We start from the raw sequence: 13,069 nt of genomic DNA on the forward strand, positions 1-13,069 counted from the left end.
ATGACTGAAGAACAAATTCAACCGCAAAGTGCGGTCGATTCTCAACCTAAATTTCAAAAACCACGTAAACAAAAAGTGTGCAAGGATCCCAATGCGCCTTTTATTCGTGAAAAACTCGAATTACCTGAAGGGCATAATAAGCTACTTCTCCACTCTTGCTGTGCGCCTTGCTCAGGTGAAGTGATGGAAGCCATTTTGGCCTCAGGTATTGAGTTTACGATTTATTTTTACAACCCGAATATTCATCCATTAAAAGAATATTTAATTCGCAAAGAAGAAAACATCCGTTTCGCCCAAAAATTTGGGATTCCATTTATCGATGCAGACTACGATCGCCAGCAATGGTTTGATCGCGCAAAAGGTATGGAATGGGAGCCTGAACGTGGTATTCGTTGCACCATGTGTTTTGATATGCGTTTTGAAAAAGCCGCTGAATATGCTCATGAACATGGTTTCCCTGTATTTACTAGCTGTCTTGGTATTTCCCGTTGGAAAGATATGGATCAAATTAATGGTTGTGGTCACCGTGCGGCTGAAAAATATGATGATGTGATTTATTGGGATTACAACTGGCGTAAAGCTGGAGGATCGCAACGCATGATCGAAATCAGTAAGCGTGAACGTTTTTATCAACAGGAATATTGTGGCTGTGTTTATTCTTTACGAGACAGCAATAAATGGCGTGAAGAAACAGGGCGACAAAAAATTGAAATTGGTAAACTCTATTACACGCCAGACTAAAAAACACATAAAAAAGAACCGCACTTTCAACATGCGGTTCTTTTTTATTTAATCTACGATGGTACGCCCACCTAATGCATTCTCTAAAGAATGATCTAACTGCTGAATTCGCGTACATAACACGTTTTCAATCTGGGCATTTTTATTTTTTTCTTGGGTTAATTCAAAACTTAAATTCAAGGCAACAATAGAAAGCACACGGTCTAATTGTAATAAACCTGTACGCTCTTTCATTTCAGACACTTGAAGATCTAAATTACGCGCCGCTTGACGCAAAATCTCTTCTTGTTCTGCAGGGACATTCAAGCGCAGCACTTGCCCTAATACAACAACTTCAACCAGTTTTAATGACATGTTATTCCCTTATGTTGAATGCTCAAGTGAGCCTATTATGCCACAGCCAAACGCCTTCGTCATAATTTTTACGTTTAATTGACCGCACTTTATCCGTTCGCCCCATTTCGCAATTTACGCTATAATGCGACACTTTTCATTATTTTTGAACGGAATATTTATGCCAACTATCGCTCCTAATCCATTAGTCCTAGTGGACGGTTCATCTTATTTATATCGTGCTTTTCATGCATTTCCGCCACTCACCAATTCAGCCGGCGAACCAACCGGTGCCATGTACGGTGTATTAAATATGCTTAAAAGTCTGATTTCGCAAGTGCAACCGAGCCATATTGCGGTTGTCTTTGATGCAAAGGGCAAAACTTTCCGTGATGAAATGTTTGAACAATATAAATCCCATCGTCCACCGATGCCCGACGACCTACGCAAACAAATTCAACCGTTACACGATATTATCCGTGCCCTTGGCATTCCTCTTTTAGTCATTGAAGGTGTTGAAGCTGATGATGTCATCGGTACCTTAGCGGTAGCGGCTTCCAAAGCTAATCAAAAAGTCTTAATCAGCACCGGCGATAAAGACATGGCGCAGCTAGTGGATGACAACATTATGTTGATTAACACCATGAATAACACCTTATTAGATCGCGAGGCCGTGATTGAAAAATACGGTATTCCACCAGAACTCATCATCGATTACTTAGCGCTAATGGGCGATAGCGCCGATAATATTCCAGGCGTATCGGGTGTCGGTGAAAAAACCGCACTTGGTCTCTTGCAAGGTATCGGCAGCATGGCAGAAATTTATGCCAACTTAGACAAAGTGGCTGAATTGCCAATTCGTGGGGCAAAAAAATTAGGTGATAAATTATTGTCTGAAAAAGAAATGGCCGACTTATCCTATCGCCTTGCCACGATCAAAACCGATGTTGCCCTCGATATTACGCCAGAGCAACTCACTCTTGGCGCAAGCAATAATGATCAACTCACTGAATATTTCGGCCGTTATGAGTTTAAACGTTGGCTCAATGAAGTGATGAATGGTACGGATTCCATCACCAATAATAACGAACAACCGACCAAGATTAATCACTATCAAGCTACACCAGCGCTCGCTCAAGACAATAGCGAGGAAGCATTACCACCAATTCAAATTGATCGTAGCCGTTATGAAACCTTACTCACTGAAGCGGATTTAAATCGTTGGATGGAAAAACTCAAGCAAGCCAAACTTTTTGCCCTAGATACAGAAACCGATAATTTAGATTATATGGCTGCCAACTTAGTGGGGATTTCCTTTGCGTTAGAAAACGGTGAAGCAGCTTACTTACCGCTGCAATTAGATTATTTAGGTGCACCAAAAACCCTTGAAAAAACAACCGCACTTTCGCTGTTAAAACCGGTTTTAGAAAATCCAGCCATTCAAAAAGTCGGGCAAAACTTCAAGTACGATCTCACTATTTTCGCCCGTAATGGCATTGATGTGCAAGGTGTGGCTTTCGATACCATGCTCGAATCCTATGTGCTCAATAGCACTGGTCGTCATAATATGGATGATCTAGCGAAACGTTATTTAGGGCATCAAACCATTAGTTTTGAAGAAATTGCAGGCAAAGGTAAAAATCAGCTGACCTTTAACCAAATTCCATTAGAACAAGCCGCCGAGTACGCTGCGGAAGATGCTGATGTAACAATGAAACTGCAACAAGTGCTATGGGAAAAACTCTCTAAAGAACCCACTCTTGAAAAACTCTTTAAAGAAATGGAATTGCCATTGTTAGGCGTACTTTCCCGTATGGAACGTCGCGGTGTCTTAATTGATAGCGATGCGCTATTCCTGCAATCTAACGCAATCGCTAACCGTTTAAGTGAATTAGAAGAACAAGCCTATGTCTTGGCGGGTCAGCCATTTAATTTAGCTTCCACCAAACAATTGCAAGAAATTTTGTTTGATAAATTAGGTTTACCAGTCATTCAAAAAACACCAAAAGGTGCGCCATCCACCAACGAGGAAGTGTTGGAGGAACTCGCATTTAGTCATGAATTACCGAAAGTGTTAGTAGAACATCGTGGGCTAAGCAAACTAAAATCCACCTACACTGACAAATTGCCACAAATGGTGAATCCGCAAACGGGTCGAGTGCATACTTCCTACCATCAAGCGGTGACAGCCACAGGTCGTCTTTCATCAAGCGATCCAAATCTGCAAAACATTCCGATTCGTAATGAAGAAGGTCGCCGTATTCGTCAAGCTTTTATCGCCCGCGAAGGATTTACTGTTGTTGCGGCCGACTATTCACAAATCGAACTACGCATTATGGCGCACCTATCTCAGGATCAGGGCTTAATTAACGCCTTTACCCAAGGCAAAGATATTCACCGATCTACTGCGGCAGAAATCTTTGGTGTCGCACTAGATGAAGTGACGTCCGAACAACGCCGCAATGCCAAGGCGATTAACTTCGGTTTAATTTACGGTATGTCAGCCTTTGGCTTATCGCGCCAACTCGGTATTGGCCGTGCGGATGCCCAGAGCTATATGGATTTGTATTTCAAACGCTATCCAGGCGTACAAACTTTTATGCATGATATTCGTGAAAAAGCTAAAGCCCAAGGCTATGTGGAAACCCTATTCGGCCGTCGTTTATATCTGCCGGATATTAACTCCTCTAATGGTATGCGCCGTAAAGCTGCCGAACGTGTCGCAATCAATGCACCGATGCAAGGCACCGCCGCAGACATTATCAAACGTGCCATGATTCAATTGGATCAAACACTACAAAACGATCCCGATATTGCGATGATTATGCAGGTACATGATGAATTGGTGTTTGAAGTGCGGTCAGAAAAAGTTGCGTTTTATAGCGAGCTCATCAAAACACAAATGGAAAGTGCAGCCGATTTAGTCGTGCCACTGATTGTAGAAGTGGGTCAAGGTACGAACTGGGATGAGGCTCACTAACAAATTTAGTCATGAATAAAGTTATTAGAAGTCACCTCTTTACGGCTGAACGCGCTTGGGGCTCCCTTGATATTACCAATATTAATGGCATTTCCGTTCGTCTTCACTGGACAGACAAACCTTACAAATGGCATATCAATGACGGTGAAGAGGTCTTTGCGGTCATGGATGGGACGGTGGAAATGCACTACAAAGAAGAGGGTCAAGAGAAAGCCGTATTGCTCCATACGGGTGATATTTTTTATGCGGGTATCGGTACCGAACATGTTGCTCATCCACAAGGTGAAGCGCGCATATTAGTCATAGAGAAAGAAGACAGCATTTAGCAGATAAAAAAGAATTTTATGAATCAAGAAAGACTCAACGAAATCGAAAAACCATTACTTCACCTTGTGGAACGCGATGTGGTTCCGGCACTTGGCTGTACTGAACCTATCTCTTTGGCGCTTGCAGCAGCAACAGCGGCTAAATATTTAGGCAAAACACCGGAGCGTATTGAAGCTAAGGTGTCACCAAACTTAATGAAAAATGGATTAGGCGTTGCGGTACCTGGAACCGGCATGGTGGGCTTGCCTATTGCCGCGGCGATTGGTGCTTTAGGCGGAGATCCTGAGGGTGAGTTGGAAGTGTTAAAACACATCACACCAGAACAAGTATCCCAAGCCAAGGCGATGCTTGATAACAAGCTCGTCAATGTCGATATTCATCAAACCGAGCATATTTTATATTCTGAAGCTGTGTTGTTTTCAGATAATGACCGAGTGAAAGTAGCCATTCAAGATCAACACACCAACATCATTTTGATTGAAAAAAATGGCGAGGTCATTTTTGAGAAAGAACAGGATGAATGTGCGGATTGCGACCCTTATGATATTTTCAAGCAGGTGAGCGCACGTGAAATCTTTGGATTTTCTTGTGAAGTTGAGCTCAATAAAATCCACTTTATCGGACAGGCTGCCGCCCTTAACCGAGCGCTGTCTAACGAAGGATTACGCGAAAATTACGGTTTACACATTGGCAGAACGTTACGCAAACAAGTTGGTAGTGGCTTAATGTCAGACGATTTACTCAGCAAAATTATGATCGAAACCACTGCAGCCTCCGATGCGCGTATGGGCGGGGCTACATTGCCAGCAATGAGTAATTCAGGTTCAGGTAACCAAGGTATTGCCGCGACTATGCCCGTGGTTGTGGTCGCCGATTATTTAAACGTGAGTGAAGAAAAACGCCTCCGTGCCCTCTTCTTATCACACTTAATGGCCATTTATATCCACAGTAAATTACCCAAACTGTCTGCCCTTTGCGCAGTAACAACCGCATCAATGGGAAGCTGTGCGGGTATTGCCTATTTACTTACGGGGAAATTTGAAACCGTGAGCATGGGGATTTGCAGTATGATCGGCGATATCAGTGGCATTATCTGTGATGGTGCATCTAATAGCTGTGCAATGAAAGTTTCCACTAGCGTGGCTTCTGGCTATAAATCAGTTCTCATGGCAATGGATGAAACCCATGTTACGGGTAATGAAGGTATCGTTGAACACGATCTCGATCGCACTATCGACAATCTATGCTCAATTGCCTCTAAGAGTATGCATCATATCGATCGCCAAGTAATTGAAATTATGGTGAGTAAACCCTGTCCTTAATGTCGTGATCACTTACGATAAAGTGCGGTCAGAAAAACACACAAATTTCTGACCGCACTTTTTTTATATCAAAAAAACATATTTTCTAGCCAAAAGTTATTGGCGTCACCTTCTTATTTTTTTAGAAAATACCGACCTACTTAGTTTTAAAAGAGAAGGAATATTTATGCTTTTAACCGGATTACTTTGCGGAATTTTACTCGGATTTGTGATGCAGCGAGGGCGCTTTTGTATTACTGGCGCATTTCGCGATATGTATGTCACCAAAAATAACAAAATGTTTGTAGCCCTTCTATTGGCGATTACCGTGCAATCCATCGGTTTCTTTCTCTTAAAAGAAATCGGTGTTTTAAATGTTGATCCGGCTGAAAACTTTGCCTTTTTAGCGGTGATTATCGGTGCCTTTGTGTTTGGCATCGGTATTATTCTTGCTGGAGGTTGTGCGACAGGTACGTGGTACCGTGCTGCGGAAGGCTTAGTCGGCAGCTGGGTTGCGTTATTCACTTATATGTTGTTAAGTGCCATCATGCGTACTGGCCCATTAGGCGAATTCAATAAAACTTTACGCAGTATCAATATTGAACAACGCAACATTTACGATACATTCGGTATCTCACCTTGGTGGTTAGTCGCATTATTAACTTTAGTGACGGCTTTCTATGTGTACAAACACCTCAGCAAACCAAGCGTAAAAGTCGCAGCATTAAAACCAAAGAAAACGGGGCTTGCTCATTTATTATTTGAAAAACGCTGGCACCCATTTTTCTCTGCTGTGTTAATCGGATTAATCGCGCTTGCGGCTTGGCCACTCAGTGTCGCTACAGGTCGTGAGTTTGGACTTGGGATCACTGGTCCCTCAGCCAATATCATGCAATTCCTCGTTACTGGCGACGGTAAATTTATTAACTGGGGCGTATTCTTAGTCTTAGGGATTTTTATTGGATCATTCATCGGTGCGAAAGCGAGCAATGAATTCCGTGTCCGTGTACCGGATGCCACTACGATTCTACGCAGCGGACTCGGCGGTATTCTCATGGGCATCGGTGCAACCCTTGCGGGTGGCTGCTCTATCGGTAATGGCTTAGTCGAAACCGCCTTTTTCTCTTGGCAAGGTTGGGTATCATTGCCATTGATGATTTTCGGCACCTGGGTGGCCGCCTACTTCACCATTATCCGTCCACAACGTTTAAAATTAGCAAAAGCATCATAAGGAGTTTATATGATCGTTAAATTACCAACACTCGGCCTTGTTTGCCCCTTTCCTCTCGTTGAAGCCAAGGAAGCTATGGCTAAGTTAAATAAAGGCGATGGCCTAGAAATTGAATTCGACTGCACACAAGCCACTGAAGCCATTCCCGCTTGGGCGGCTGAAGAAGGTTATGAAGTGACAAACTTCGAACAAATTGATGATGCGAAATGGTCAATTACGGTGATTAAATAATAAAAAAGTGCGGTCAGAAAAATATATAAATTTCTGACCGCACTTTTGCTTTAATGAATCGAAATAATTAAATCAATTCTACTGGTACTTTCACTACCAGTTTTTTCACAAAACTTGATTTACCGTTTACAGTGCAACCCGGCTTATGGGGCTCATAAGGGAAAAAGACAGCGAACATTTTTGGTAAAAGTGTCACCGTGCTTTTATTTTCAATTTGTGGGGTAAGTTGGTAGTCATCAGCGTCACGATATTCATCGTATAAGCTGAGATTTGGATAAGTCGCGCTTACTTCAACATTTTCTTCCCCACGAATAAGTAATTGAATATCTAGATATTTGTGGTGAAGTTCAGCTTGTTTGCTATCCGCTTCAACCGTATCAAATTCCATGACATTCATATAGACTTGCTCATTTAAATCATGACGACCATTTTCTAATGCTTCAAGATCTAAAGTATTGAGATGATCGCAAATGTCCGCGATAACTTTTGGTAAACCCACTTTGAAATTTGGGTTATTTAATGCACTGATAATCATAGTGTCTCCTTACGTATGTATTTGTATGAGAATATGATAACAAGTTGCTTATATTAAATAAAGTTACCAATAAATTTAAAACTCTGTATAATAAGCGAGCTTTATTTTCTGCATTAGCGTGCGGCTATCAAAAGAGATTTTTAAACGCCCAAAGTGCGGTCATTTTTTCGAAAGATTTCTTTTGCTAGTCGCAATCTGGAAAATAAAGCTTTGTTTTAAATATTATTTTGAAGGAAAACATTGTGAATCCAATTGTTAAACAATTTAAATACGGTCAACATACCGTTACTCTAGAAACCGGCGCAATTGCACGTCAAGCAACTGCTGCGGTTATGGCAAGCATGGACGATACCACGGTATTCGTGACTGTTGTTGCTAAAAAAGATGTGAAAGAAGGTCAAGACTTCTTCCCATTAACCGTAAACTACCAAGAGCGTACTTATGCGGCAGGTAAAATCCCGGGTGGTTTCTTTAAACGTGAAGGTCGTCCATCTGAAGGTGAAACATTAATTGCACGTTTAATCGACCGTCCAATTCGTCCATTGTTCCCAGAAGGTTTCTTCAACGAAATCCAAGTTGTGGCAACTGTGGTTTCTGTCAACCCACAAATCAGCCCAGACTTAGTGGCAATGATCGGTGCTTCTGCAGCATTAACCTTATCTGGTGTACCTTTCAATGGTCCTATCGGTGCAGCGCGCGTTGGTTTTATCGACAACCAATTCGTATTAAACCCAACTATGGCCGAACAAAAACAAAGCCGTTTGGACTTAGTGGTTGCGGGTACTGACAAAGCCGTATTAATGGTTGAATCTGAAGCTGACATTTTAACTGAAGAACAAATGTTAGCGGCGGTAGTATTCGGTCATCAACAACAACAAGTTGTGATTGAAGCAATCAAAGAATTTGCAAAAGAAGCGGGCAAACCACGTTGGGATTGGGTTGCGCCACAACCAAACACAGATTTAATCAACAAAGTAAAAGCGATTGCTGAAGCACGTTTAGGCGATGCATACCGCATTACTGAAAAACAAGCACGTTACGAACAGATCGATGCGATTAAAGCGGATGTGATTGCACAAATCACAGCTGAAGATGAAGAAATCAGCGAAGGTAAAATCGTGGATATTTTCACCGCACTTGAAAGCCAAATCGTTCGTGGCCGTATCATTGCAGGTGAACCACGTATTGATGGTCGTACCGTTGATACCGTTCGTGCATTAGATATTTGTACTGGTGTATTACCACGTACTCACGGTTCTGCAATTTTCACCCGTGGTGAAACGCAAGCATTAGCCGTAGCGACTTTAGGTACTGAACGTGATGCACAAATCATTGATGAATTAACAGGTGAACGTCAAGATCACTTCTTATTCCACTACAACTTCCCTCCATACTCTGTAGGTGAAACCGGTATGATCGGCTCACCAAAACGTCGTGAAATCGGTCACGGTCGTTTAGCAAAACGCGGTGTCGCTGCGGTTATGCCAAGCCTTGCAGAATTCCCGTATGTCGTGCGTGTTGTATCTGAAATCACTGAATCTAACGGTTCTTCTTCTATGGCATCTGTATGTGGTGCGTCTTTAGCATTAATGGATGCGGGTGTACCAATCAAAGCAGCTGTTGCAGGTATCGCAATGGGCTTAGTGAAAGAAGAAGAAAAATTTGTGGTTCTTTCAGATATCTTAGGTGATGAAGACCACTTAGGTGATATGGACTTTAAAGTAGCAGGTACACGTGAAGGTGTCACTGCACTTCAAATGGACATCAAAATTGAGGGTATCACCCCTGAAATTATGCAAATTGCATTAAACCAAGCGAAAGGTGCACGTATGCACATTCTTGGCGTAATGGAACAAGCAATCCCTGCACCACGTGCAGATATTTCTGACTACGCGCCGCGTATTCACACCATGAAAATTGATCCGAAGAAAATCAAAGATGTTATCGGTAAAGGTGGTGCAACTATCCGTGCATTAACTGAAGAAACGGGTACTTCTATCGATATCGATGATGATGGCACAGTGAAAATCGCCGCAGTAGATAGCAGTGCAGCGAAAAATGTGATGGCACGTATTGAAGAAATTGTTGCTGAAGTTGAAGCGGGCGCAATTTACAAAGGTAAAGTGACTCGTCTTGCTGACTTCGGTGCATTCGTGGCTATCGTAGGAAATAAAGAAGGTTTAGTTCATATTTCTCAAATCGCTGAAGAGCGTGTAGAAAAAGTGAGTGATTATCTTCAAGTGGGTCAAGAAGTGACTGTTAAAGTGGTTGAAATCGATCGCCAAGGTCGTATCCGCTTAACCATGAAAGATCTTGCACCAAAACAAGAAACTGAAGCAGAATCTGCACCAGCAGAAGACATTTCAGAAGAACAAGAATAATCTCACAGGGTGTGTGAATTTAGTTTACACACCCGTTTTGATTATCAAACTAACTTATAAAACAATGCAGTATTTTCGGTTATTCCGTTTTCTAGTTTCGTTGTCTAGCCTAAGTGTGATTTTATTTATTTCCGGTTGTGTACAATCGGGAAACGTGTTTGTCGCACCAAATAAAGTCGTGCTAGCGGATCAAACGCCGAATACGCACTTCGAACAAGAAGTGATGATTACCCGAATCGGGCAAGTTTTATTAGTTGGAAAAATGAGTAATGAAGAACGGGCGACACTTCACTTTGAACGTGGCGTATTATACGATTCCCTCGGTTTATGGGGCCTCGCACGTTATGACTTTACACAAGCCCTTGCATTACAGCCAAAGATGGCTTCTGTTTACAATTATTTAGGGCTTTACTTACTGCTTGAAGAAGATTACGACAGTGCATTAGAAACCTTTAATGCGGTGTTTGAGTTGGATCCAAGTTATGACTATACCCACCTTAATCGTGGTTTAAATTTTTATTACGTCGAACGCTATAATCTTGCTGAAGACGATTTGATGAAGTTTTACGAAGCCGATACCAAAGATCCCTATCGCGTACTCTGGCTCTATTTGAACGAACAAAAATTAAAACCACAAGAAGCCCATGCCAACCTTGTTGAACGAGCTAAAGGGCTATCTAAGGACTTCTGGGGAACCAATATCGTTCAATACTATTTAGGTAATATTTCTGTGAGTGACTTGCAAGAACGGGCAACTAAATTTGCAGAAAATTCACAACAATATGCAGAAATATTAACCGAAACCTACTTTTATCTAGCAAAACAAAAACTCAATTTGGGGCAAATTGATGAAGCTGCGGCTTTATTCAAACTTGCTATTGCGAATCAGGTGTATAACTTTGTTGAGTATCGTTTTGCCGTGTTAGAGCTGATGAAATTGAAGCCAGCTCAAACTGACGACGAAAAAGAAGAAAAAAGTGCGGTCACAAAAACTGCTGTTTTTTAGACTTCCCTCTTTCTTTTGTAACAAATAAACCTGAAAGCGAAATTGAGCTTTCCTTACTTATATTCGAGCATTTTAATGACAGACAAAATCACTTTTAATGATTTAGGCTTGCCAGAATTCATTCTAAAAGCCGTTTCTGACCTTGGTTTTGAAACACCTTCGCCAATCCAACAAGCTTGTATTCCTGCTCTTCTAGAAGGCAGAGATGTACTTGGTATGGCACAAACCGGTAGTGGTAAAACTGCCGCATTCTCTTTACCTATTTTGGCAAAAATTGATCCTGCCGCAAAACATCCACAATTATTGGTGATGGCACCAACGCGTGAACTTGCCATTCAAGTTGCGGATGCTTGTGAACATTTCATGAAATATGCAAAAGGCGTCAACATCGTGACCCTTTATGGTGGCCAACGCTATGACATTCAATTACGTGCATTAAAACAAGGTGCACAAGTTGTTGTAGGTACACCAGGTCGTATTTTGGATCACATCCGTCGTAACACATTAAATCTTTCTGAATTAAAAGCGATCGTACTTGATGAAGCCGATGAGATGCTTCGCATGGGCTTTATTGATGATGTAGAAACCGTTATGGCTGAATTACCGGAAGAGCACCAAACGGCCCTTTTCTCAGCAACCATGCCTGAGCCAATTCGTCGTATCACAAAACGCTTCATGAACAATCCACAAGAAGTGAAAATCAAAGTAAATAACGATAATGCGCCGGATATTGAGCAAAATTGTTGGTATGTTCAAGGTTTCCGCAAAAATGATGCGTTATTACGCTTCTTAGAAGTGGAAGAGTTTGATGCGGCAATCATTTTTACCCGCACTAAAACGGGCACACTTGATGTGACTGAATTATTAGAAAAACACGGTTTCCGTGCTGCGGCATTAAACGGTGATATGACTCAACAATTACGTGAGCAAACCTTAGATCGCTTACGTAATGGTAGCCTTGATATCGTCGTTGCAACCGATGTGGCTGCGCGCGGTATTGATATTGAACGAATCAGCCTTGTAGTGAACTATGACATCCCGCTTGATGCAGAGTCTTACGTTCACCGTATCGGCCGTACTGGTCGTGCTGGTCGTTCTGGTCGTGCATTATTATTCGTTGAACCACGTGAACGCCGTTTACTTCGCAATATCGAGCACTTGATGAAAAAACCAATCAATGAAGTTGAATTGCCAAATCATGAAGTGTTACAAGCCTGTCGTCGTAAAAAATTCCAAGACAAGATTACCAAACAATTGGAACATCACGATCTGGAAATGTATCGTAGCTTATTGGAAGATTTATTCACGGCAGATCAGGATCAAGAAGATATTGCTGCGGCGATGTTGATGTTGCTTCAAGGAAAACAAAAACTCATTCTTCCACCTGATCCACCAATGGATAAGCGTCGTCGTGACCGTAATGATCGCGGTGATCGCCGTGAAAATCCACGTTCAGCTGAACGTCGTGGTGAGCGTAAAGGCTATGGCACCCCACAACCAATGGATTTATATCGTATCGAAGTAGGTCGTGCGGATGGTGTAGAAGTGCGTCATATTGTAGGCGCTATCGCAAATGAAGGCGATATTAACAGTCGTTATATTGGCCATATCAAACTTTATGATGACTACTCTACCGTTGAATTACCACAAGGCATGCCAAAAGAATTGCTTCAACAATTCGGTAAAACTCGCGTTTTAAATAAACAAATGCAAATGAGCTTTATGGGTGCGGTACAATCAGACAGCGGACGTAGTGGTAACGATTTTGGTGGAAAAGGCCGTCGCGATGGTCGTCGTAATGACCGTGGAGACCGTGGCCAAGATCGCTTCCGTGGTGAACGAAATGGCGAACGTCGTCAGCGTAAATTTAACGATAAAAACAACCGCACTTTTAATGAATGTGGTCGCCGAGATCGCCAACGTTAATCCTTATTTAACAGCCCCTTGAAGTAAAAGGGGCTTTTTTATTGTCTTAATTCTCGTTACAATCGTCTCTTATCTCA

11 protein-coding genes are annotated in these 13,069 nt (G+C 42.1%); 9 read left to right on the plus strand and 2 right to left on the minus strand.

All coding sequences use genetic code 11. The annotated features are described in order from the left end of the window. Entirely contained in the window at positions 1 to 741 is a 741-nt protein-coding gene (locus tag INP94_RS00670) for an epoxyqueuosine reductase QueH (protein WP_197543714.1), read from the plus strand. Positions 742 to 789: 48 nt separating this feature from the next. Here INP94_RS00670 and INP94_RS00675 read toward each other — a convergent pair whose 3' ends face one another. Then, the gene (locus INP94_RS00675) at positions 790 to 1,095 is read right to left on the minus strand and encodes a cell division protein ZapA (protein ID WP_005695425.1); all 306 of its coding nucleotides are present in this window, start codon (positions 1,093 to 1,095) and stop codon (positions 790 to 792) included. Positions 1,096 to 1,255: 160 nt separating this feature from the next. On the opposite strand from INP94_RS00675, the gene polA reads away from it, so the two are divergent. The 5 genes from polA to INP94_RS00700 all read left to right on the plus strand — a co-directional run bounded on the left by polA (position 1,256) and on the right by INP94_RS00700 (position 7,144). Continuing rightward, on the plus strand, positions 1,256 to 4,054 hold the full coding sequence (gene polA / locus INP94_RS00680; protein WP_197543715.1) for a DNA polymerase I: 2,799 nt from the start codon (positions 1,256 to 1,258) through the stop codon (positions 4,052 to 4,054). Positions 4,055 to 4,065: 11 nt separating this feature from the next. Beyond that, on the plus strand, positions 4,066 to 4,380 hold the full coding sequence (locus tag INP94_RS00685; RefSeq protein ID WP_197543716.1) for a cupin domain-containing protein: 315 nt from the start codon (positions 4,066 to 4,068) through the stop codon (positions 4,378 to 4,380). An 18-nt stretch (positions 4,381 to 4,398) separates the two neighbouring features. After that, on the plus strand, positions 4,399 to 5,703 hold the full coding sequence (locus INP94_RS00690; RefSeq protein ID WP_197543717.1) for an L-cysteine desulfidase family protein: 1,305 nt from the start codon (positions 4,399 to 4,401) through the stop codon (positions 5,701 to 5,703). Positions 5,704 to 5,869: 166 nt separating this feature from the next. Beyond that, positions 5,870 to 6,913: a YeeE/YedE family protein gene (locus INP94_RS00695; RefSeq protein WP_269475103.1), complete on the plus strand. Its 1,044-nt coding sequence runs from the start codon at positions 5,870 to 5,872 to the stop codon at positions 6,911 to 6,913. Positions 6,914 to 6,922: 9 nt separating this feature from the next. Continuing rightward, entirely contained in the window at positions 6,923 to 7,144 is a 222-nt protein-coding gene (locus INP94_RS00700) for a sulfurtransferase TusA family protein (protein WP_005631077.1), read from the plus strand. Positions 7,145 to 7,211: 67 nt separating this feature from the next. Here the strand turns inward: INP94_RS00700 and nanQ are convergent, their stop codons facing one another. Beyond that, positions 7,212 to 7,679: an N-acetylneuraminate anomerase gene (nanQ, locus tag INP94_RS00705; RefSeq protein ID WP_197543718.1), complete on the minus strand. Its 468-nt coding sequence runs from the start codon at positions 7,677 to 7,679 to the stop codon at positions 7,212 to 7,214. Positions 7,680 to 7,921: 242 nt separating this feature from the next. Between nanQ and pnp the strand changes: the two genes are divergently transcribed. From pnp to INP94_RS00720, 3 genes are all read left to right on the plus strand, one after another. After that, the gene (pnp, locus tag INP94_RS00710; RefSeq protein ID WP_049367217.1) at positions 7,922 to 10,060 is read left to right on the plus strand and encodes a polyribonucleotide nucleotidyltransferase; all 2,139 of its coding nucleotides are present in this window, start codon (positions 7,922 to 7,924) and stop codon (positions 10,058 to 10,060) included. A gap of 64 nt (positions 10,061 to 10,124) precedes the next feature. Beyond that, entirely contained in the window at positions 10,125 to 11,066 is a 942-nt protein-coding gene (gene nlpI, locus INP94_RS00715) for a lipoprotein NlpI (protein ID WP_178164772.1), read from the plus strand. A 75-nt stretch (positions 11,067 to 11,141) separates the two neighbouring features. Next, positions 11,142 to 12,992, plus strand: a complete 1,851-nt coding sequence (locus tag INP94_RS00720; protein ID WP_197543719.1) for a DEAD/DEAH box helicase — start codon at positions 11,142 to 11,144, stop codon at positions 12,990 to 12,992. The last annotated feature ends 77 nt before the right edge of the window (positions 12,993 to 13,069 follow it).

Origin of the sequence: Haemophilus parainfluenzae (genome assembly GCF_014931395.1) — a bacterium.
In the GTDB taxonomy this organism is placed as follows: Bacteria; Pseudomonadota; Gammaproteobacteria; order Enterobacterales; family Pasteurellaceae; genus Haemophilus_D.

What these genes read in the sequence shown, in the direction of transcription:
- nanQ (WP_197543718.1), bottom strand. Translation starts at nt 7,679, where the DNA reads ATGATTATCAGTGCATTAAATAACCCAAATTTCAAAGTGGGTTTACCA.
- INP94_RS00695 (WP_269475103.1), top strand. Translation starts at nt 5,870, where the DNA reads ATGCTTTTAACCGGATTACTTTGCGGAATTTTACTCGGATTTGTGATG.
- INP94_RS00690 (WP_197543717.1), top strand. Translation starts at nt 4,399, where the DNA reads ATGAATCAAGAAAGACTCAACGAAATCGAAAAACCATTACTTCACCTT.
- INP94_RS00720 (WP_197543719.1), top strand. Translation starts at nt 11,142, where the DNA reads ATGACAGACAAAATCACTTTTAATGATTTAGGCTTGCCAGAATTCATT.
- INP94_RS00670 (WP_197543714.1), top strand. Translation starts at nt 1, where the DNA reads ATGACTGAAGAACAAATTCAACCGCAAAGTGCGGTCGATTCTCAACCT.
- polA (WP_197543715.1), top strand. Translation starts at nt 1,256, where the DNA reads ATGCCAACTATCGCTCCTAATCCATTAGTCCTAGTGGACGGTTCATCT.
- INP94_RS00700 (WP_005631077.1), top strand. Translation starts at nt 6,923, where the DNA reads ATGATCGTTAAATTACCAACACTCGGCCTTGTTTGCCCCTTTCCTCTC.
- INP94_RS00685 (WP_197543716.1), top strand. Translation starts at nt 4,066, where the DNA reads ATGAATAAAGTTATTAGAAGTCACCTCTTTACGGCTGAACGCGCTTGG.
- nlpI (WP_178164772.1), top strand. Translation starts at nt 10,125, where the DNA reads ATGCAGTATTTTCGGTTATTCCGTTTTCTAGTTTCGTTGTCTAGCCTA.
- INP94_RS00675 (WP_005695425.1), bottom strand. Translation starts at nt 1,095, where the DNA reads ATGTCATTAAAACTGGTTGAAGTTGTTGTATTAGGGCAAGTGCTGCGC.